Raw genomic sequence first — 20946 nt, forward strand, 5'->3', positions numbered from 1 at the left:
CCTGTCTGGTGCGCGGTGACATCGCGGGCGCCATCGCGCTGTACGAGGCCGAGACGGGACAGGCGGCACCCGCGTGGTTGATGGAGTTGCAGGGGGCCTACAGCGTCGCGAATCAGCAGGCGGGCAAGTGCCAGCAGGTGGCGCGCATCATCCACACCGCGTTCGGCAAACTGGGCCAGACGCCGCAGTTCGTTGCGTTCACGACCAGCCGCCAAACCCCGTACATGGTCTTTGAACTTACGAGTGGAAAGACTGCGTCCATTTCACACACTGGCTACCATGTGGCAGTGAGGCTCGGGGACCTGATCTACGATGCCTATACGGGACCGCTTGGAATGAAGCTTTCTGACTATCTCTCCCGAGCCCATACTCAACAAGCACTCGTGTGGGAGGTCGTGTCCACGCCATGAATGAACAGGGGACTTCGCCGGGCCCGTCACCTCGCCCATATGTGTACATGCTCGATTACCTGATGCGCATGCGACAGGAAAAGACGCGGGGATTGTTGCTGAATATGGGTGAAATCAACGTCACCCGGATGGTGGCATTCGTTGACGGTTATCTTTCCTGTGAGTACGCCAACGGCATCGAGGATGAGGAGTACATCCGCTTCCATCAATGGCTGAGTGACGTGAAGCAGGAACTCCCCACCGAGGGCTGGGCCGCCAAGTACCTGCGCGACTGCGAGGGCGACCATGAGCACGCCATCCGCAAGTTCCTCGACTTCGTCGCCGAGTTCGTCGCCCTGCGCGAGCGCGAGCGCGAGCGGCAGGAGGGCTGACTCACCACGGCAGGTAGTGCTGGATCATCTCCCGCCACACCGGCCAGTCGTGGGTGCCTCCCCACCAGATGGCCAGCTGGTTGCCGATGTCCTTCGACCACAGCAGCTTCGAGAGGTTCTCGTTCGACGGGCGGCAGAAGTCGTGCTCGCCCACCGCCAGAGTCATCTCCACGCGCCGCAGCGCCGCGAGGTGTCCCGCGTCGCTCAGCCCCGGCAGCCACTGCATGCTCGAGTGGTAGTACACGCTCTCGTCGTGGTAGCCGTCGAGGAAGTCCTCCGTCTCGAACTTGCCGCCCATCGACAGCAGCCGCTGGAAGGTGTGCGGGTTGCGCAACCCGATGTTGTACGTGTGGAAGCCTCCGAAGCTGCACCCGCCCAGCGTCAGCCGGCCTCCCGTGCTGCGCGAGCGCAACAGCGGCACCACCTCGTGCAGCAGGTATTGCTCGTACGCCGCGTGCCTCGCCACCCGCTCATGCGGGTGGAGGCCCTGGTTGAACCAGCTCTCCTCGTCCACCGAGTCCGCGCACACCACGACGTAGCGCCCCGCCTGGATGCGGTCGGCGATGGCCCCGATGAGCCCGAAGTCTTCCGCCTGGTAGAAACGGCCCCTGCTGGTGGGCAGCAGCAACACCGGCTCACCCGAGTGCCCGAAGAGCAGCACTTCCATGTCCCGGCCCAGGCGCGAGCTGTACCAGCGATGGTATTCGCGATTCATGGCCCGCCACCTTACCCGCTGGCCCCTGGGCCGCGAGCGGATTCCCGTCCCAGCTCGGGGGGCCGCGCGCCAGTGAACAGCCGGGGCGGCTCAGAAGCGGACGGTGGGCCCCAGCAGGATGGAGTGCAGCGGCTTGGCGCACGCGTCGGACGAGGGCTCCGCGGAGCTGTCCACCCGCACGTCGCACCACTGCCACGCCGTGGAGGCGGTGATGCCCAGGTGCTCGCCCAGCCACGTGTCCAGGCCCAGGCGCAGCGCCGTGCTCAGCCCGTCGTGCAGCATCCGCCTCGGCGCTCCCAGGTCATCCAGCGTCAGCGGCGTCGAGCGGCTCTGCGCCACGCGCACGCCCACCCACGGGTTCACCCCGCCATCGCGCAGGAAGCGCAGCCGCAGCTCCAGCCCCAGCGAGCGGTAGTCCAGTTGCAACTGCTGGCCCTGGATGCGCGCGCCCCACGTCTCGGCGCCTTCTCCCACCACCCCGAGCGACAGCCCGAAGGGGGCCTCCACGCCCACGTAGGCCTGGAGCGCACCGCCCTTGGCCCGGATTCCCGAGGTGTGGTCCAGGATGAACCCGGTGGTGGCCGAGCCGTAGGCCCGCCACTCCCCCGCTGACGAGACCCCCGCCCACAGCGCCACCACCAGGCTTCCGAGACTCGCAACGCTTCGCATGAGGCGCCGCAGCTTAGCGCAGACCCGCCCCGGGAGGTCTACCCGCACGATGCGTACGTCTCCCGGTGGCCATTCGGTCGCACGACAGGGCCGGGTAGAGTGCGCCACATGTCCCTCTCCTTCGACGCGGCTGCTTCCTCGGTACGCGACGCCCTCACCGACGCGGGGCGCGGACTGGTGGAGCGCGAGGCCATGGTGGAGCTGGTGGCGCTGTGCGCCGTGGCGGGTGAGCACCTGCTCGTCATCGGCCCGCCCGGCACCGCCAAGAGCGAGGCCGTTCGACGCACCGCGCGAGCGCTCGGCGGCGGCTACTTCGAGTACCTCCTGGGCCGCTTCACCGAGCCCTCGGAAATCTTCGGCCCGGTGGACCTGCGCAAGCTGCGCGAGGGCCTGGTGGAGACGGAGACGGCCGGCATGCTGCCCGAGGCGGAGGTGGCCTTCCTCGACGAGGTGTTCCTCGGCTCCACCGCCATCCTCAACACGCTGCTGGGCCTGCTCAACGAGCGCGTCTTCCGCCGCGGCCACACCCGCATGCAGTGCCCCCTGCGCGTGTGCGTGGGCGCCTCCAACGCCCTGCCCGAGGACGACGCGCTCGCCGCCTTCGCCGACCGTTTCCTCGCTCGCACCTTCGTGGAGTCCGTGCCCGACCCGCGCCTGGAGGAACTGCTCGCCGGGGGCGCCTCGCTGTGGAAGGCCGGGGAGGCACGCACCGCGTCATTGGAGGCCCTGGACGTGCTCGCCCAGGCGGCGCGCGAGGCGGAGCTCGGGCCGGTGCGCCCCCACCTCGCCCACGCGCTGCGCACCCTGCGCGCCGCCGGCCTCTCCCTGAGCGACAGGCGCCTGGTGAAGGTGCAGCGCCTGGTGGCCGCCGCCGCCGCGCTCGCCGGGCGCCGCGCTCCGGGCGTGGCGGACGTGTGGCCGCTCATCTACGCCGTGCCCACCAAGGAGGGACAGGCGCTCGCGCGCGACGTGCTGCGCGAGCTGCTGTCGCACTCGGAGAACCCCGCCCTGGCCGCCGCCGCGCTCGAGGCCAGCGCCGGGCCGCTCGCCCGTGCCCAGCGCATCGCCCAGGCCGGACGCGGCGTGCTCGCCGAGCGGCCCGCGGAGGGAAACCCGGAGGCGCTCGCTTCCTGGCGGCTGAAGCTGGAGGGCGTGGCGCGTGAGCTGGACGCGGGCTTCGCCCCCGAGGCCCTCCCCGAGGAGCTGCGCGCCGTGCGCGAGGAGCTGCGCATGGCCCTCGCCGCCCCCACCGGCTCCCAGGACGAGGCCGCCTAGGCGCGCGCACGCATGGAGCCCCGGGTGCAACAGCCAGTGGCGTGGAGTCCCCGCGGCGAGCCGCTGACGGCGCTCGCGGTGGCGGGCGTGGGGCCGGTGTCGCTCGCGCTCGCGCGCCGCGCGTTGGCGGTGGAGGACGCGCTGCTCGCCCGGTGGAGCGGCGTGGCCGGGCCGGGCGTGCTGGTGCTGCTGGGTGACACCGGGTCGCTGCCGTGGGTGGATGGCGTCGTGTACCTCGGGCGTGACGCGGCGGCGCCCTCGCTGCTGCTGCCGTGCACGCTCACGCCGGACGTGGCGCCCTCGCTGCTCGAGCGCGCGCTGGTGGCCCGGGCCCACGCGGGCACGCCCCTGGCCGTGCTGCCCCGCTCGGCGCACCTGGTGCCCATGGGCGCGGCGCGTCCCGTCTCCCGCGTCACCCTGGGCGCGTGGCTGGCGAAACAGGAGGCCCCTCCATGAGCGCGCTGCCCGAGGCGCTGCGTCCCTGGGCGGCGCAGCTCTCCGTCTTCCCCGAGGACCTGGCGCTCAGCGTGGGCACCCATGTGGCGCGGCTGGCCGCGGCGATTGGCTCCATGCGCGCGCGCAACGAGGTGGTGGGCGGCGAGCCGCACGGCTACGACGGCCTCACCCGGCGCGGCTCTCCCGAGCGGCTGCTCATCAGCGAATGGCTCATGGCGCTGGAGGTCCCCGACGAGTTCGTGCGCCGCGCCGCCTTCGGCGAACAGGCCTACCTCCAGCCCGCCTTCCGCCAGCCCCAAGGGGGACGGCGCACCGTGGCCCTGCTGGATGCGGGGCCGGACCAGTTCGGCTCGCCGCGCATCGCCCACCTCGCGGTGCTGGTGGTGCTCGCCCGGCGCGCCGAGGCCGCGGGCGCGGGCTTCGCGTGGGTGGTGCTCCAGTCCTCGCCCCAGACGGTGCCCTTCTCCAGCGTGGATGCCGGTGCCGTCGGCCGCTGGCTCAAGGCCGTCAACGCCGCGCCCGTGACGGATGCGCGGCTCGCCGCGTGGCGTGAGGCGCTCGAGTGGGGCTCCTCGCCCGATGACGTGTGGCTGGTGGGGGGCCCGCGGCTGTCGCGGCTCCAGGGCTCCGAGCGCCTGTCCCGCGTGGTGGTGGACGACGTGGTGGTGCCCGGCACCCGGCAGCTCTCGGTGGAGGTGCGGCCCGCGTCCCGGCCCTCGCGCCAGGTGGTGCTGGAGCTGCCGCCGGAGCCCCAGTGCGTGCGGCTGCTGAGAGACCCCTTCGAGGCCGCCACCGCCGCCCCCGTGGTGGACGCGAGCGCCAGCCCCGTGCGCGCCCTGCGCTTCTCGGCCGACGGGCAGCGGCTGCTGCTCGCGCACGAGGACGGCAGCGTCGCGGCCCAGGCGCTGCCCCAGTCCCCGCGCGCCACCACGCCCAAGCCCCGGCGCTTCTTCCCCGTGCGCGACGAGGCCCTGGCGGCCGTGGGCTGGCGCCGCGACGGTGGCCTCATCGCCGTGACGCTGCGCGAGCGCACCCTGCGCGTGTATGGCTCGCTGAAGGGTTATCGCGGGGGCCGTGCCGTCGTCTTCCCCATTCCCGAGGGTGTCGAGGCGCCCCGCTTGCGCAGGCGCGCCGAGCAGAGCCCCCTGCTGGCGATGAGCCAGAAGCACAACGGCCGGGAGGTTGTCCTCCTGTTGGATGCCGAGGGCAGGCTCTACCGGCTCGATGGGAGCGAGCCGAAGGAGCGCGCCGTGCTCCCCGTGGCGCAGGGCGTGACGGCGCTCGCCGAGCGCAAGGGCGCCCTCTACTACGTGTGCCATCACGCGCCGGCGCCCGTTCTCTACGTGGCCGATGCCCCGCGGGTGCCCGAGGTGGGGGATGCGCTGCGGCTCGGGTGTTGGTCGCCCCAGGCGTCCTGGCTACGGCCGATGGAGGCGTTCTTCGGGGATGGCGCGGCGTTCTTCGGCCATAAGCGGGAGCCCTCCTTGATGGGCCCGATCGCGGCGCGCATCCGCCCCGGTGAATGGCGGGTGTGGGAGTCCATCCGCGTGAGCGAGCAGAACATCCACTCGGAGATGACGGGGCTGTTCCTCGAGGTGGGAGGGCAGGTGGTGGGGCTGGCTCCCGGGTTGTTGGGCGCGAGCAGCAAGCCGAGACTGGTGGTGCTGGGAGAGGACGGGCGCACCTTCTCGCTCGTGTCCGATGCGCGCACCTCTCAAACCGTGCAGCTGGTGTCGGCTCCGGCCCGCGTCGTCTCCGCCTGCGTCAGCCACTCGCAGCCCATGCTGGCCTGGCTCACCGAGACGGGCGAAGTGGGCGTGTGGAGCTTCCAGTTCCGGGCCGTCGTCTTCCGCGCGCTGCCGGGAGGAACGCCATGAGACTCGCGAGCGCACCGAGGCCTCGCGCCCATGTCCACCGCGGCTCCGTGGAGGCGGTGGCCCTCTGGTTCGACCCCGCGCTCCTCGGAGAGGCGGAGGCGCGCCGGCGCGTGCTGGCCGCGTGGACACCGGGCGTGGGCGTGTTCTCGCTCGCCGGGGGCTTCCTGCTGCGGCTGCCCGCACCGCGGCGCATGGACTGTGGCTCGGCGCCGGGCCTGCCCTTCACGCTGGTGGAGGGCGTCCTGTGCTCCGTGCCCCTCTCGGCCTCCGAGCGCGAGCGCCTCGCGCCAACGGTGGGGAGCGCCGTGCTGGTGCGCGCGGGCAAGGCGCAGGTGCATCCGCTCGGGCCGCCGCAGTGGGTGGACGTGTCGGCCTGGCTCGACGTGTCCGGCTGGAAGGTGGTGGCCGTGGAGGGACTGGGCGCGCCGCCTCCTCCGGTGGCCGAGCTCACGCCCGTTGAAGCGCCCACGCGCGCCAGCTTCGGGCTGGGAGCCGCCGCGCCCGAGGCCGAGGCGATGCGGGCCCGCATGGAGGGGCGGCCCGTTCCGGAGGGACTCGAGGTGCCTCGCGAACCGGGGCTGTGGGAGCGGCTCCGGGCGTGGTGGCGAGGGGAGACGCGGCGTCCAGGCCAGGCGACCGTGGACGCCGGAGGGGCCCCCGCGCCGTCCTCGTGGTTTGGCCGCCTCGTGTCCTCGTTCCTCGAGGCGCTGGCCGGCCTGTCTCGCGGCTCAGGGCCCGCCACGTCCGGCGGAGCTGCCTCCGGAGCTCAGCGTCCGCCCTCGGGGCCGGGACTCTTCTCCCAGCTCACCGAGTGGTTGCTCTCGTCCACGCCCCTGGGCGAACTGCTGGGCCGGCGCAAGGCGGAGTACGTGCGCAAGCTCTTCGAGCTCCTCGACGGCGGCAACCTGGACGAGGCGCTGCGCTACGCCGTGCCCCTGGCCAAGGAGGGCGGCCTGTCGGAGCAGGCGCGGGTGTCGCTCGGACTGCCCGGCCCCCGGGAGTCGCTCTCCATCACCTCCTCCCAGGGGAGCGCGGGGGGCAGCCTCTTCGGCAGCAGCACGTCGGTGTACGAGGCGCTGCGGGAGCGCTACCGGGCGGCCTTCAAGAAGCTCGAGCGCGAGGGCCGCATCGAGGAGGCGGCCTTCGTCCTCGCCGAGCTGCTGCAGGAGAGCGAGGAGGCCGTCTCCTTCCTGGAGCGGCACGGACGCCTCGAGCTGGCGGCGGAGGTGGCCGAGGGCCGCCAGCTGGCGCCGGGGCTGGTGGTGCGCCAGTGGGTGCTGGCCGGGGACGTGGCGCGGGCGGTGGACCTCGCGCGGCGCACGGGGGCCTTCGCGGACGCGGTGCTGCGGCTCGAGCGCACGCACCCCGCCGAGGCCCGGGCGCTGCGGCTGCGCTGGGGCGAGGTGCTCGCGGAGGCGGGAGACTACGCGCGCGCGGTGGAGGTGGTGTGGCCGCTGGAGGACGCGCGCCCTCTCATCCGGACGTGGCTCGAGCGCGGTGTGGAGTCCGGTGGGGTGGGGGGAGCGCGGCTGCTCGCGCGGATGCTGGCGGCGTTTCCCGACAGCTTCGAGTGGGTCCGGGCGCGGGCGCTCGTGCTGCTCGAGGGGGAGGACGCGGAGGGCGCCCCGGTACGCCAGGCCCTCACCGAGGCGCTGGCGCGCGCCGTGGAGGGGTCGGAGCCGGGCCGCGTGCTCCTGCGTGCCGCCGTGCGCGCGACGCTGCGCGACCGGGCGGCGGGCCTCGTGTCGCCGAATCCTCGCGGCATCGAGGAGCTGGTGGCGTTGACGAAGGACGCGGTGCTGCGGACGGACCTGCCCGTGCTGCCGCCGCAACCCGAGCGCGCGGGCTTCGCCTCGGGTGGGACGCCGCGGGTCGAGGTCTTCGGCGCGGGCGAGGGCGGGCCCTGGCCCCTGTACGACGTGGTGCCCCTGTCCGGAGGGCGGCTGCTGGTGGCGCTCGGCGAGGCGGGGGCGCGGCTCATCACCCGCGACGGCCGGTGCGTGGCGCACTTCGACGTGCCGGCCTTCTCGCTGGTGCTCTCGCGGCACGAGGACCGGGCGTTGGCGCTCGCGCCGCGCGGGACGCTCAAGCGCGTCTCCCGGTTGGACCTGGTGCGGCGCCGGGCCGAGCCCTGGTGCGACCTGCGCGCCGACGCCTTCGCCCCGGAGTACGACGGGAGCCTGTGGTTCCTCGCCGTGGAGGACACGGTGATGGCGGTGGACGCGCTGGCCCCGGAGCCGCGAGCCCTGTGGCGGGTGTCGCAGGTGGGCGGGCACGTGTTCGCGGTGGCGGCGGGGCCCTCCGAGCTGAGCTTCGTCATGCTCAAGGGAGACCTGGAGCTCGAGCGCTGGACGTACGCGTTGCCGGACTCCCGGCTGCGCTCGCGCCAGCCGCTGCCCGGTGGACCGGTGGAGCAGGTGCGGCACGTCTCCTTGCGGATGGATGGGGAGCTGGCGGTGCTCGCACCCGAGGGCGTGCGCTGGTTCGGCCCGGCGCGACAGGAGCTGCTGCCCCAGCTGCCCGAGACGGCGCTGGCGGGGCTGGTGCTCGGCGGGGCCTGGTTCGCGGTGCTGCGGCGGCCACCGGAGGGCGGCGCGTGGATACGGCTGCACGAGCGCAAGTCGGGCACGTTGCTCGCGCAGTTCATGTTCGAGGGCGAGCACCCGGTGGGGGTGCGCTTCCTCAACGGGGAGCTGCTGCTCTTCGACGCGGTGGGCCGGCTGGCCCGGGTGGACCCGGGGCGGGGCGAGGTGCGGCGGGTGGTGCCGCGTTGAGGACCTCCGCCCACACGCGGCTGACCACCAGGTGACAGATGCCGGGCCCGGAGGGCACCCCGTTTCTTGCCGCTGCCTGCTCGCATGCCCAGCGTGGGTGCATGGCCCTCCAGTTCACCCTGTCGCAGCAGGTGGCACGCCTTCTGTCGCGGTGTCCCTCGGCCCTGAGGGGCCGCATCCTGCGTGAGCTCTCCCAGCGGCTCGCCGGCTCCCGGCCCTCGTCTGGCAATGGCCTGGAGGTGGGCGTGCTGCGGCTGCCCTCCGGCTGTCAGGTCAGCTACCGGCTGGACCGCTCGCGCGAGCAGGTGGAGATGCTCGACGCCGCGCTCTAACGCCGCGTGGCCGCGTCCAGCAGGCCCCGGAGCACGTTGAGGTCCACCGGCTTGGGCACGGCGCCGAGGATGCCCTCGGGCAGCGACTGCGAGGGCCCCGCGCCGGACACCACCACCACGGGCAGCGAGCGGAGCGCCGGGTCCGCGCGCACGTGCTTCATCAGCTCCCAGCCGCTCATCACCGGCATCATCAAGTCCAGCAGCATCGCCGTCGGCAGGGGGGTGCACCTCAGCCGCTCGAGCGCCTCCAATCCGTTGCCCGCCACGTCCACCTCGTAGCCGAGCGCCTCGAGGAACTCGGCGAGCAACTCCCGGCTGTCCGCATGGTCCTCCACGACGAGGACGCGGTAATGCCCCGCACTCATTGTCCTCCTGTCTCTTCCCCCCACCAGGGCGCGCCACATAGCACGGCGCCCCCACGGGCCCGGAGGCACGTGCGCGCAAGGCCCCTCCAAGGGTTGGCTCGTGGACCGATGCGGGGCCTCCCGGAAGGCCGGAAAGCCGCCCGGAAGGGGGGGAGGGGCCGGAATCGTTCGCCGTGGGACATGAGGGGTTTTCGGGGAGGGCGGGAATCAGGTCCCATGCCAGGGGCAGGACGTGAATGGTCATCCCGTCACCTTTCGGCTCATGCGGCAAGGCCAACCTGTTGCGTTCGGTTCACCTCTGGGACCGGACGCGGGCCGGGCCCGAGTGGACCCGGGGCTGTCCTCTCGTCGCGGCGAGCACCGTTAGGGTCCCTGGTTTACGCGACTACCCATCCTGTCCTGTCGCGGGCTGCCTCTCAGGCTCTAAGCAGGCGGCCTGATGGGTCGCGTCACCGAGAGCCAGAGAACCACCATGGGACAACCGTCGACCGGCAAGCTCGCAGCGAACGTGGGCGAGATCGCGCGAGAGGCGCGGGTGCGAGCGGGGCTGACGCAGGCGGACGTGGCGGAGCGGGTGGGGCTGGCGACCGAGGTGTACGGGCGGCTGGAGCGCGGGCGGATGTTGCCCAGCGTGCCCTCGTTGCGGCGGCTGTGCATCGCCCTGCGGATGCCCTCGGACACCTTCCTGGGCCTCAACACCGGCGAGGTGGCCACCTGGGTGGCCGAGTCCTCCCCACCCGAGTACGAGGAGGTGCCCGAGCTGCGCCGCCTCATGCGCACGCTGCGCAAGCTGGACGGCTCGCAGTTGAAGCTGATTGGACTGGTGGCCGCGGCGCTACAGAAACGCTAGCGAGCAGGCGTGCCCCTTCGTGGTAGTCCGGGCTTGTCTTCGGGCCCCGGGGACTGGCGTCATGGGTCCGGTTCCGCGCACGGACGGGTACACATGGCGAACGAGCAGAGGCGGTTGAACGCGTGGTGGCGGCTCCACGTGGCCGTGGGCCTCCTGGTGCTGGGCGGGGTGCTGCCGGTGTCCCGGGCGCGCGCGCAGACGCCCACCGCGCCCCCCGTGGACCTGCAGAGCCTCTCGGACGCGCCCCGGGCCGGCGCCCCCGACGCGGGCTTCGTCCAGACGGAGGTGGACCTCCAGCACGGCGACGGAGGCTTCGCCCTGCGGGGGGACGGCGACGGCGGTACGCAGCCGCGCTTCGAGCCGCCCACGCTGCTCGCGGACTCGCCCGCGCGCTACCCCGAGTCGCTCGCCGCCCAACCGGTGGGGGGCACGGTGCGCCTGGAGCTGTTGCTGGACGAGCAGGGCGAGGTGGCCGAGGCGAAGCTCCTCCAGGGCCTGCACCCACTGCTGGACGAGGCCGCGCTCCACGCCGCGCCCGGCCTGCGCTTCTCGCCCGCGAAGGTGGACGGTGCCGCCGTGCCGGTGCGCCTCCAGTTCGAGTACCGCTTCGAGGCGCCCGCGCAGACGTTGGCCACGGGGGAGAAGCCCCAGCCGCCCATCACGCTGCGCGGCCTGATTCGGACGAAGGGCAACCGCAAGCCGCTGGTGGGCGCGGTGCTGGTGTCGGACGCGGCGCCGGACGCGCCGGTGGAGACGGGGCCGGAGGGGCGCTTCGAGGCGCGCCTGCCCCCGGGCACCCAGACGGTGCGCGTGAATGCGCCCGGCCACAAGCCCGGCATCTTCCGCGAGGACGTGCGCCAGGGCGAGTCGCTCGAGGTGCTCTACGGCCTGGAGCCGCTCGTGGTGAATCCCTACGAGACGGTGGTGCGCGGCGACCGCGAGCGCACCGAGGTGTCGCGCGTCACGCTCCACGACGCCGAGCTGCGGGAGATTCCCGGCACGATGGGAGACCCCTTCCGGGTGATGATGCTGATGCCCGGCGTGGGCAGCATGCTCTCGGGGATTTCCTACCCGGTGGTGCGCGGCAGCCAGCCGGCCGCCACGGGCTACTTCCTCGATGGCATCCGCGTCCCCATCCTCTTCCACCTCTTCCTCGGCCCCGCCGTCATCCACCCGGACTTCATCGACACCATCGACTTCTACGCGGGCAACCCGTCCAGCCAGTACGGGCGGCTCACCGGCGGCGCCGTCGAGGGCAAGCTCACCCGCGCTCGCGATGACCGGGTGCACGGCAGCGCCTACGCGGACCTCATCAACGCGGGCCTCTTCATCGAGTACCCCTTCAAGTCCACCGGCACCAACCTCTCGGTGGCGGGCCGCATCTCGTACACGCCGTGGCTGATTGCCCTCGCGGCCAACGCGATGCAGGTGCCGGGCTCCAACAACTCCAAGCTGGTGTTGGACTTCTACGACTACCAGGCCCGCGTCGAGCAGGAGGTGGGCCCGGGCCGGCTGCGCCTCTTCGCCTTCGGCTCCTCGGACACCTTCGGCACCGAGGCGACCACGGACTCCGGCGCCACCGCGCTCCAGGCCGTGCTCTTCCACCGCGTGGATCTGCGCTACCGCCACCCGGTGGGCGGCGGCGAGCTGGAGGGCGGCGTCACCCTGGGGCTGGACCGCTTCTCCGTCGGCAGCGAGGACCCCATCAACGGCGGCGGCACCGTCAACATCGACCAGCGCGACCTCACCGCGCGCCTGGGCTACCAGCGCCAGCTCGGCGAGGGCCTCTCGCTGCGCGGCGGCATGGACGTGGACCACAAGCGCGCCATTGTCTCCGTCCATTCGCGCACGCCCTCGCCGTTCGGCGGCCCCTTCCAGGAGGTGAACGTGGACCTGCCGGTGGCGCTCGCCACCTTCAGCGGGGTGTGGTCCGAGCTGACGTGGACGCCGGATTCGAAGTGGACGGTGGTGCCCGGCGTGCGCCTGGACAACTACCACCTGTCGGGTGGCCCCAACGCGTTCGTGGCGGAGCCCCGGCTCGCGGTGCGCCGGAAGATGAACGAGCAGCTCACCCTCAAGGGCGGCGTGGGCCTCTACCACCAGGCGCCCACCACGCTCATCAGCCTGCCCGTCATCGACATCGCGGCGCTGGACCAGGGGCTGCAGCAGGCGCTCCAGATGTCCGCGGGCGCCGAGTACAAGAACCTGGGGGGCTTCGACGTGAGCCTGGAGGGCTACGTCAACCCGATGCTGCGCACGGTGGAGCTGACGCCCTTCGGCGACGAGGACCCCTCCGTCCCCAGCACGCCGGATCTGCCCGATATTGGCGGAGACCCGGGCAACGACAGGCCGCCTCCGACGACGGGAGGCCGGCGGCTCGTGCGGAGCCAGGCGCAGGAGCAGAACCCCCTGCCCGAGGTCCCCGACATCAACCTGCCGGACCTGAGCAGCCGCGGCCTGGCCTACGGACTGGAGCTGCTCATCCGCCGCCCGCTGGGAGGCAACTGGTTCGGCTGGCTGTCCTACTCGCTGCAGCGCAGCACGCGCCACGTGCGCTTCACCCGCTACGACGCGCACGGCCTGCCCACGGGCCAGGACGCGGCGGACCTGCCCTACGTCTTCGACCAGACGCACGTGGCCAACCTGGTGCTCAGCTACAAGTTCTCCAACAGCGTCACCCTGGGCGGCGTGCTGCACTTCAACTCGGGCCGCCCCGAGTCGGGCAACCTCACCAGCCGCACCCAGGTGGAGGGCACGGACCTGACGGGCCGGCCGGGGTGGATTCCCGTGGACAAGGACAAGGTGGACCGGCTGCCGCCCTTCTTCCGCTTCGATCTGCGGCTGTCCAAGGCGTGGGCCTATGACACCTTCACGCTCGAGGCCTACCTGGACATGCTCAACGTGACCATCAGCCAGGAGGTGGTCGCCTTCGAGTACGGCGGCGGCGGCGGCTTCCCCCTGAGCAAGAAGGCCACGAGCCTGCCTATCGCGCTGCCCATCCTCGGCCTCAAGGGCCGGTACTGAGCGGGGGGGAGGCTCAGGCTTCCTCGTCGGGAAGCAGCGTGCGCAGCAACTCGTCGTCGGGACCGAGCGGGCGCCAGCCGGGGGGCGGTGGTGTCGCCATGAGGGCATCGCTGGCCTGGTCGACGCGCTCCTTATGGGTTTCGGGTGTGTAGGCGAACCAGGAGCCGAGCATCATGGCGACCTTGACCCGGTTGGCGTCATCCAGCACGGCCGGCCAGCCGTTGGGGACCTCATCGGACCACAGGCGCACGAATACATCGCGCACGAAGCGGGTGACCTGCTTACGTCGCTCCGCCTCGGCGAGCAGTCCGCGCAACACCTGCACTCCGGCGACGTCGTCCTTGCCCAACTCTTTGGCCAGAGCCACCAGAGAGGCGGTGGGGCGCGCATCAGCGAAGGCGGTGAGCGAATCGTAACCCCGCTCACGGACCCGCTCGTACAGGCGCACCACCCAGTTGCCCTGCCAGGCGTGTCCGCCGCTCATGGTCCTCTCCAGGGGATGAAATTCATCGGGATGGCGGAGTACTCCATCCGGTTCGCGACGAGACTCAGGATCTCGCTCGGCGTCAACATCCGGCCTGCCCGGGTCTCGGCTTTTCGCAGCGCCTCCATGATCATCCGGTTCCATTCGCCGGCCCATGTGCGGCCCAGCTTCCAGTCGCCACCGCCATGGATGGCCTCGTGGTGCGCCTGCTCCATCTCCACGCAGAACTGGTCGATGTCCATCTCGCCGGTGAAGCCGCGCTGCTCGAACCACTCGCGGAACTCCTTCGGCAGTACATGGTGCCGCGGTGGCTCGGCCATGCCGGCCCCTGCTCTGTCCGTCTGACGCATGGCCCGCACCTCGGGCCCATCGCCCAGCGCCTCGCGCACGCCCTTGGGCAACTCGTCGTGCGCCTGCGACATCAGCACCTGGCCCGCCTGGATCCGCACGGCGGCGCTGACGACGGGCAGGGAGAGGACGCCCGCTCGCACCAGGTGTCGCATCATCTCCACCCACTCGGCGGAGGCGACAATGCGCGTGCCCATCATCACGCCGTCGCCTCCCGCCACCAGTCCCACTCCGAGCAGGGCGGGCGCGGATGGCGGCACCGAGGGCAGCGAGAACTTCATCGCCGAGAGCATCGTGACCGTCTCGATGGCTTGCGTGAGCACCAGCACCTTCTGGAGGTTCTCCGCCGCCACGCGCATGCGCTCCTGGGCCGCCGCGAACTCGCCCGTGAGGTGGCCTACCAGCGCGGGGATGTCTTTCGCCGCGGCCTCCACCTGTCCCGGCTCCACAGAGGCGAGCGCCTTCATGGCGGGCTCGAGCATCCCCTGCCAGCGGTACATGTCCAGGAGCAGCCTCTCCACGGGGTAGAGGTGCTGGGTGAGTGCGACGTCCGCGAGGTGGAGGAAGTCGAGCCAGACGGCGAGCAGGAGCGAGCCCATCATGGCGGCCTCGAGTCGTGGGCCGGCGAGGCGCAGCAGGGCCTGCTGCATGTCCGGGTCCTCCACCTGCGAAGCGGCGTGGGCCAGCCGGGTGGCGGCGGCGAGCTGGGCGTCAATCCATCGCAGTTGCTCGGCGCCGGCGTCGATGAAGGGGACGAAGACACGGTTTCCACCGGCGAGGCCTCGTCCACTGGCCTTCAGTCTGGAGAGCTCGCCGGAGATGCGGCGGGTGGAGCCCGACACGTCGAGAAGGGCACCGCGAAACGCCAGCTGGGCCACGAGGGCGCCCTGTCGCGCGGCCGTCTCCGTGCTGTCAGCGCCTCCCGCCGTCACCGCGTCGCGAGAGGTCCGGTGCGGAGACTCGACGCCCGGCCCCACCACCAGTGCGGGCGTGGTGGCCTCGCGGGGCGTGTAGCGCAGGTTCATCCCCTGGCCGGGCGGTGGTGGCAGCGAAGCGCAGCCGGCGGACAGCAGGAAGAGCAGCAGCAGCACCCGCCGCGTGTACGTCATCAGCGCCTCCGTGAGGGGCCTTCACTCTAGCGGGCGCCTCCGGGTCCGCTGGTACGCCACGGGTCTCCCGCGCCCCGGAAATCGGGCACCTGGCCCGTCCCGGAGGGCAATGTCCGGGAGGTCATGGCCGACACCGGGAGGGTCATGGCATACTGCCCGTCCGCTCTTGTTCCCCCAACGTCCCAGTCCACCGGGGGCGCAGGTGCCGGGGGGGAAGTGCATGACCTCAACCTGGTTTCCAGGGCCCGAGCTCGCGCGCCGGCTGCCAGCCGAGTGTCCGGACCCGTGCATTCTCTTCGAGCCCGTCCGGGAGGACTCCCGCGGGCTGCTCGATTTCCAGTCGACGGCGCTCAACGCGGCGGCCGAGGCGCTCGTACGGACCCTGCGTCTGGGGCCGGCGCTGTCCGGATGGAGCGGGGTGGTGGGCCTGCCCGGGCCCGTCGCCCTGGCCGGCGTGGTGGACTCGGGCACGGCGCTGTCCTTCGAGCTGCACTGCCGCGGTGAGGGCTCGGAGTGCTGGTTCCGCGCCCGGGCGGTGAAGGAGGGCGAGGGCCTGGCGCTCTGGCTCTCGGACATCACCGAGCTGCACCTGGAGCGGCGTGCGCTGCGCGAGGAGCTGGAGCGGGAGCGGGCCGCTCGGGCGCGCGAGGAGCACCTGCGGCTGGCGCTCGAGACGGCGCGGATGGTGACGTGGGAGTGGTCCGAGGCGCGGCTCGCGCTCGTCTGGTCCCCCAACGCGGAGGACTTCTTCGGCCAGGCGCCGGGAGGGCCAGGCGAGTCGCTGGAGCTCTTCCTGGAGCGCGTGCTGCCCGAGGAGCGCGAGCGCGTGGCCGAGGCCTTCATGCAGGGCCTGCGCGCCGAGGGCCCCTACACCTTCCAGTTCCATGGGGCGTGGCGCGACGGCACCGTGCGCTGCTACGAGCTGGTGGGGCAGACGTTGCGCGAGCCGGGCCGGCCCACGCGGATGCTGGGCGTGGTGATGGACTGCACCGAGCGCGCGCACGCCCAGGCGGCGCTGCGCGAGGCCGAGGAGCGCTACCGGCTGGCGGCCTGGGCCACCAATGACTTGCTCTGGGACTGGCACCCCGCCAGCGACCACATCCACTGGGGCGAGGCGAGCCATGCGGTGCTGGGCTACCCGCCCGAGGAGATGGGCGGCCTCGTCTGGTGGCAGGAGCAGATCCACCCGGAGGACCGGGAGATGGTGCTCAGCAGCCTGGACCACGTGTTGGAGTCGGGCGGCGAGTCGTGGATGGCCGAGTACCGCTTCCGGCGCAAGGACGGCACCTACGCGCACGTGCTGGACCGGGGGCTGGTGGCGCGCGACGCGAAGGGGCGCACGGCGCGGATGATCGGCTCGATGATGGACATCACCGAGCGCAAGCGCACGGTGGAGCGCATGCAGGAGGAGGCGCAGTTCCGCGAGCGCTTCATCGGAATCCTCGGGCACGACTTGCGCAACCCGCTCAACGCCATCTCGCTGTCGGCGCGCTCGATGCGGCGGCGGGGCCTGCCTCCGGCGCAGCAACAGCTGGCGCAGCGCATTGAGGCGAGCGCGTCACGCATGGGGAACATGATCTCGGACATCCTCGACCTGACGCGGGCAAGGCTGTCCGGGGGGATTCCGCTGAACCTGGTGCCGGCGAACCTGCCCACGGTGTGCCAGCAGGTGGTGGAGGAGCTGATGGCGGTGCACCCGGGGCGCAGCATCCTCCTGGAGACCGAGGGCGAGGGCGAGGGCATCTGGGATCCGGAGCGGCTGGCGCAGGTGGTGATCAACCTGGTGGGCAACGCGCTGGAGCATGGGGACCTCAAGGGCTCGGTCTACGTGCGGTGCGTGGCCGAGCCGGAGCGGCAGGTGCTGGAGATAACCAACCCGGGCTCGCCCATTCCGAGTCACCAGCTGGCCACGCTCTTCGACCCCTTCCGGCAGGGAGTGGGCCGGAGCGGGCGGAGCCGCGGACTGGGGCTGGGGCTGTTCATCGTGCGCGAGCTCGTCGAGGCCCACGGAGGCCGGGTGTCGGTGCGCTCGACGGAGGAGGGGACGACGTTCTCCGTCTACCTGCCCCGCGACTCGCGCCCGGCGGCCCCGAGCGGAAGCCAGGAGCCGGAGACGACGCACACCGCCTGAGCTTCTGACAGGTGGTGAGCGAAGCCTCGCCAGCGGCTCCACGCTCGCTGCGTGCAGGCCGTGCGATGCATAGCCTGCCGCACGTGACCGAAGCGGAAGCGGAGCGTCAGCGCATTCTCGAGCGGCGGGCCCGGCGGCAGGCCCGGCGCGAGAAGCAGCGCGAGCAGAACGTCGGCCGCGCGAAGCGGATGCACGAGGCGCGTCTTGCCCATGAGCGGGAGCTCGCCGGGCAGGGCGTTGCCGCCACGAAGACGACGAAGCGGAAGCCGAAGGCCGGTCAGCCGGAGCTTCACGTCGGCTGCTCGGGGTGGTTCTACTGGCACTGGCGGGACTGCTTCTATCCACAGGGGCTGCCGAGCAGCCGGTGGTTCGAGCACTACGCGAGCCACTTCAAGACCGTGGAGCTCAACGCCCCCTTCTACGCCTGGCCCACGGTGGCGACCGTGAACACCTGGGTGCGGCAGGCGGGGCGCCGCCAGTTCGTCTACACCGTGAAGGTGTCCGAGCTGATTACCCACGTGAAGCGCTTCACCGGCACCAAGACGCTCGTGCGGGACTTCGGGCACATCGCCGACCTGCTCGGCCCTCGCATGGGGTGCTTCCTGTTCCAGTTGCCACCCAGCTACCACTACTCGCCGGCCCGGTTGAAGACGATCCTCGCCCAGCTCGAGCCGTCGCGGTGCAACGTCGTCGAGTTCCGCCACAAGAGCTGGTGGAACGAGCGGGTGTACGACGCGTTCCGCGAGGCCAACGTCATCTTCTGCTCGTGCAGCGGCCCGCGCCTGCCCGACGCGCTCGTGCGCACGGCCGATGACGTCTACGTGCGCTTCCACGGCACGACGCGCTGGTACCGCCACGACTACTCGAAGGAGGAGCTGGCCGTCTGGGTACGCCGCATCCGCGAGAGCGGCGCGAAGCGCGTCTGGGCCTACTTCAACAACGATCGCGAGGGCTACGCGCTCCAGAACGCGCGCGAGCTCCTCCGGCAGTTGAAGCGGGCCCGGCCCACGGAGTGAGGGCCGTGCCTCCCGCGTACCCCGCGGGCGGGAGCTCAGTGCGTGGCCGTCGCGTCGGTGGAGCGCAGCGTGAAGAAGGCCACCTCGGGGTAGGTGCCGCGGCGCAGGTACGGCCCGCCGAAGCCGAAGCCCAGCCCCATGTTCACGTACAGCTGGTTGCCGCGCACGTTGTAGTGGCCCTGGATGTAGGGCTGGCCCGCGCGCCGGAAGATGGCCTCGGTGAGGCCGCGCACCAGGAACTGGCCGCCGTGCGTGTGCCCGGAGAACTGCACCAGGTTGGCGTGCGGCGGCAGCTTGTCCACCGTCGGCGGCGCGTGCGTGAGCACCAGCCGCGTGCCCGACTCGGGCGCCCCCCGGAAGGTGGCCTCCACGTCGTCGCGGCCCGTGCGCCCATCGTCGATGCCCAGCACCGTCAGCGGCGCCCCACGCACGTGCACCACGCGGTGCTCGTTCTGCAACACCGTGTAGCCCAGGCGCTCGAAGCCCGAGCGCAGGTAGTGCGCGTCCACCCAGTGGTCATGGTTGCCCAGCACCGCGAAGACCGGGCTGCTGAAGCCCGCCAGCAGCTCAATCACTCGCGGCAGCGGCTTGGGGCTGTGCGTGACGTAGTCGCCCGTGAGGAACACCACGTCCGGGTTGCGCGCGTTCACCTCGGCCACCGCCCGGCGGATGCGCACCGCCGACGTCGCCTGTCCCACGTGGATGTCCGAGAGGTGCGCAATCCGCAGCCCGTCGTGCTCGCGGTGCATGCCCGGCACGTGCAGCACGTTCTCCGACAGCGTGAAGTGGTCCCTCCAGCGCAGCCTCGCCTCCGGCCTCAGCGGATCCGGAGAGGCCACCCTCAGCTCGTTGCGCTTCATGGCCTGCCGGTGGGCACCATGAGCGGGGGCGGAGAGCGCCTCGGCGGTCTGCGAGGCGGCACGGCGGCGGGCGAGTCCCAGGGGCATGAGTATCCTTCCGTCGGTCGGAGACGGCTTTCGATTGTAGAGGACACCGGCCACGCGCGACGAGTCAGCGTCCCAGGTCCGCCCGCTCGGTCAGCAACCGATGTCAGCGGGCGGAAGGTAAAGGCCGAAGCGCTCTCGAATATTCCTCGCTGCGGGAACCCGGAACGGTGGTCCGGTGTCCGAGCGGCCCGCGAACCTCGTCGCCCGGACGTGTCTGCCTGAAATGACGCGGCCCCCCGGTGGTGGACCCGGGGGCCGCACGACCCCCACCCCCACGGAGGGCGAGGGAGGGGGCGCTCAGCTCAGGGGCCTCGGAGCACGGTCAGGCCCTTGTTGGTGAGCACGTAGAGCATCGCCGGCTTCACCGTCGGGTCGTACACCAGTTGCTCCACCACCACCCCGTCCACTCCCTCCACGTGGCTGAGCTGCTTCTTCGCGTCCAGCCTCCACAGCCCGAAGCCCTCCGTGCCGATGAAGAGCGAGCCGTCATCCGTCGCCGCCAGCGCGTTCACGTGGTCCGTCGGCATCCCCGACACCTTCACGCCGTGCGCCTCGGAGCGGCGCGGGATGAGCAGCTGCCACAGGCCGTAGTCCTTGCTCGCCACGTAGTAGAGCCCGTCCGCCGTCTGCTGGATGCCCCGCCAGTAGTCCATCTCCTCCTCGCCGTTGAGCTCGCGCAGGTAGGAGTTGAGCTTCTCCGGGTTGAGCGAGTCGACGACCTTGTCCCAGTCCGCCAGCGCCTCCGAGGGTGTCACCACCCCCAGGCTCCAGTCGTTGCCGATGAGCACGTCCCCGTTGCGCCCGATGCCCAGCGCGTACGTGTAGCCGGCCATCTGCGTCTTGCCGCCGTCCGGCTTCGTCTTGAACCACACCGGGTGCCGGTGGCTGTTGTAGGTGAGCCCTTGAATCCGCGTCACGCCGTGGTTCGTGCCGATGTAGACCTCGCCCCGGTGCTTGCCGCGCATCACCTTCACGCAGCTGAGCACCGAGCGGTCCTCGTCGAAGTGGTGGTCGTTCGTGTTGCGGATGCCGATGTCCTGCGGCCCGTTGCTGCGCGCCGAGCGGCTCAGGTGCGTCTCGAGCGCCACGCTCCCGTCTGGCTGCAGCCGCACCACGTCCAGGTCACCCTTCTGGTACTCCTGGTAGCGCACGGGATCGAAGCGCGCCGGGTCCGGGTCGTTGTAGCCGGGGAAGTTGCTGCCATCCGGGCTGTAGATGAAGGCGCCGTCCAGTTCGTACGTGTGGTAGCCCACGTAGGCGCGGCCCGCGCTGCCTCCGCAGATGACGGTGGAGCCCATCGCCAGCTTCTCGGGCCCGAAGCCCGGCGCCGCCTGGCCCACGCCGCTCGTCCACCGCGGCGCGCTGTCCCCCGGACGCAGCACGCCGATGCGGTCCCCGTCCAGCAGCCAGAGGTTGTACGCCTCATCCACCGCCACGCCTCGCACCGCGCCAATCCCGTAGCGGCTCGAGTAGTTCACCACCGCCTCGTTGGGCCACGGCCCCACCGTCGGCACGGGGTCCGGCCCGGGAGGAGGCTTGGGGTCCGGCTTCGGGTCCACCACCGGTGGCGGCGTGGGCTCCACGCCCGGTGGCGGGGGCTCCGCCGGCGGCGTCGGCTCCACGCGATGCGACGTGTCCTCGCCCGTTCCAGGCGCGCTCGGCTCGTCCGCCGTGCCGCCACAACCCCAGGCCACCACCGCTCCCAACGCCCACGCCCCCAACAGTCTGCGCATGTCTCTCCCAGCCTCCTCGGGCCCGTTGCGAAACACCCCGGGGAGAGCAATCGCCGTACC

18 protein-coding genes are annotated in these 20946 nt (G+C 71.9%); 11 read left to right on the top strand and 7 right to left on the bottom strand.

Features of this window, described 5'->3' with window-relative positions; all coding sequences use genetic code 11:
- Both ACJ8AN_RS00040 and ACJ8AN_RS00045 read left to right on the top strand, forming a co-directional pair.
- The coding region (locus ACJ8AN_RS00040; protein ID WP_407753095.1) for a hypothetical protein at positions 1 to 410 on the top strand (410 nt) is incomplete at its 5' end.
- Between the two features lie 68 nt (positions 411 to 478).
- Positions 479 to 781, top strand: coding sequence for a hypothetical protein (locus tag ACJ8AN_RS00045; protein ID WP_407753096.1), 303 nt, complete (start codon positions 479 to 481; stop codon positions 779 to 781).
- 1 nt (position 782) lies between these two features.
- On the opposite strand, the gene ACJ8AN_RS00050 is transcribed toward ACJ8AN_RS00045, so the two are convergent.
- A complete protein-coding gene (locus ACJ8AN_RS00050) occupies positions 783 to 1496 on the bottom strand; it encodes an esterase family protein (RefSeq protein WP_407753097.1) in 714 nt (237 codons plus the stop codon).
- Between the two features lie 90 nt (positions 1497 to 1586).
- Positions 1587 to 2165 carry a hypothetical protein gene (locus ACJ8AN_RS00055; RefSeq protein WP_407753098.1) on the bottom strand — a complete coding sequence of 193 codons (579 nt, stop codon included), beginning with the start codon at positions 2163 to 2165 and terminating at the stop codon, positions 1587 to 1589.
- Between the two features lie 108 nt (positions 2166 to 2273).
- On the opposite strand from ACJ8AN_RS00055, the gene ACJ8AN_RS00060 reads away from it, so the two are divergent.
- The 5 genes from ACJ8AN_RS00060 to ACJ8AN_RS00080 all read left to right on the top strand — a co-directional run bounded on the left by ACJ8AN_RS00060 (position 2274) and on the right by ACJ8AN_RS00080 (position 8879).
- Positions 2274 to 3440, top strand: coding sequence for an AAA family ATPase (locus ACJ8AN_RS00060; RefSeq protein WP_407753099.1), 1167 nt, complete (start codon positions 2274 to 2276; stop codon positions 3438 to 3440).
- Between the two features lie 24 nt (positions 3441 to 3464).
- Positions 3465 to 3896 carry a hypothetical protein gene (locus ACJ8AN_RS00065; RefSeq protein ID WP_407753100.1) on the top strand — a complete coding sequence of 144 codons (432 nt, stop codon included), beginning with the start codon at positions 3465 to 3467 and terminating at the stop codon, positions 3894 to 3896.
- Positions 3893 to 5773 carry a hypothetical protein gene (locus ACJ8AN_RS00070; protein WP_407753101.1) on the top strand — a complete coding sequence of 627 codons (1881 nt, stop codon included), beginning with the start codon at positions 3893 to 3895 and terminating at the stop codon, positions 5771 to 5773. The genes ACJ8AN_RS00065 and ACJ8AN_RS00070 overlap by 4 nt, the downstream gene beginning before the upstream one ends.
- Positions 5770 to 8547, top strand: coding sequence for a bpX6 domain-containing protein (locus ACJ8AN_RS00075; RefSeq protein ID WP_407753102.1), 2778 nt, complete (start codon positions 5770 to 5772; stop codon positions 8545 to 8547). The genes ACJ8AN_RS00070 and ACJ8AN_RS00075 overlap by 4 nt, the downstream gene beginning before the upstream one ends.
- Positions 8548 to 8648: 101 nt before the next feature.
- Positions 8649 to 8879 (top strand): hypothetical protein, encoded by a 231-nt coding sequence (locus ACJ8AN_RS00080; RefSeq protein ID WP_407753103.1) that lies wholly within the window; start codon positions 8649 to 8651, stop codon positions 8877 to 8879.
- On the opposite strand, the gene ACJ8AN_RS00085 is transcribed toward ACJ8AN_RS00080, so the two are convergent.
- Positions 8876 to 9244 (bottom strand): response regulator, encoded by a 369-nt coding sequence (locus ACJ8AN_RS00085; protein WP_407753104.1) that lies wholly within the window; start codon positions 9242 to 9244, stop codon positions 8876 to 8878. The genes ACJ8AN_RS00080 and ACJ8AN_RS00085 overlap by 4 nt on opposite strands.
- 472 nt (positions 9245 to 9716) lie before the next feature.
- Here ACJ8AN_RS00085 and ACJ8AN_RS00090 point away from each other — a divergent pair, with 472 nt between their 5' ends.
- Both ACJ8AN_RS00090 and ACJ8AN_RS00095 read left to right on the top strand, forming a co-directional pair.
- The gene (locus ACJ8AN_RS00090; protein WP_407753105.1) at positions 9717 to 10094 is read left to right on the top strand and encodes a multiprotein-bridging factor 1 family protein; all 378 of its coding nucleotides are present in this window, start codon (positions 9717 to 9719) and stop codon (positions 10092 to 10094) included.
- Positions 10095 to 10187: 93 nt separating this feature from the next.
- Positions 10188 to 13118 (top strand): TonB family protein, encoded by a 2931-nt coding sequence (locus ACJ8AN_RS00095; protein ID WP_407753106.1) that lies wholly within the window; start codon positions 10188 to 10190, stop codon positions 13116 to 13118.
- A gap of 13 nt (positions 13119 to 13131) precedes the next feature.
- On the opposite strand, the gene ACJ8AN_RS00100 is transcribed toward ACJ8AN_RS00095, so the two are convergent.
- Positions 13132 to 13602, bottom strand: coding sequence for an NUDIX hydrolase (locus ACJ8AN_RS00100; protein WP_407753107.1), 471 nt, complete (start codon positions 13600 to 13602; stop codon positions 13132 to 13134).
- The gene (locus ACJ8AN_RS00105) at positions 13599 to 15059 is read right to left on the bottom strand and encodes a DUF2380 domain-containing protein (protein ID WP_407753108.1); all 1461 of its coding nucleotides are present in this window, start codon (positions 15057 to 15059) and stop codon (positions 13599 to 13601) included. The genes ACJ8AN_RS00100 and ACJ8AN_RS00105 overlap by 4 nt, the downstream gene beginning before the upstream one ends.
- 220 nt (positions 15060 to 15279) lie before the next feature.
- Here ACJ8AN_RS00105 and ACJ8AN_RS00110 point away from each other — a divergent pair, with 220 nt between their 5' ends.
- On the top strand, positions 15280 to 17190 hold the full coding sequence (locus tag ACJ8AN_RS00110; RefSeq protein WP_407753109.1) for a PAS domain-containing protein: 1911 nt from the start codon (positions 15280 to 15282) through the stop codon (positions 17188 to 17190).
- Between the two features lie 83 nt (positions 17191 to 17273).
- Positions 17274 to 18206, top strand: coding sequence for a DUF72 domain-containing protein (locus ACJ8AN_RS00115; RefSeq protein WP_407753110.1), 933 nt, complete (start codon positions 17274 to 17276; stop codon positions 18204 to 18206).
- Between the two features lie 35 nt (positions 18207 to 18241).
- Here ACJ8AN_RS00115 and ACJ8AN_RS00120 read toward each other — a convergent pair whose 3' ends face one another.
- Positions 18242 to 19153, bottom strand: coding sequence for a metallophosphoesterase (locus ACJ8AN_RS00120; protein ID WP_407753111.1), 912 nt, complete (start codon positions 19151 to 19153; stop codon positions 18242 to 18244).
- Between the two features lie 302 nt (positions 19154 to 19455).
- Positions 19456 to 20886 carry a hypothetical protein gene (locus tag ACJ8AN_RS00125; RefSeq protein WP_407753112.1) on the bottom strand — a complete coding sequence of 477 codons (1431 nt, stop codon included), beginning with the start codon at positions 20884 to 20886 and terminating at the stop codon, positions 19456 to 19458.
- Positions 20887 to 20946: the final 60 nt, after the last annotated feature.

It is taken from the genome of Archangium sp. (assembly GCF_045802675.1).
GTDB lineage: Bacteria > Myxococcota > Myxococcia > Myxococcales > Myxococcaceae > Archangium.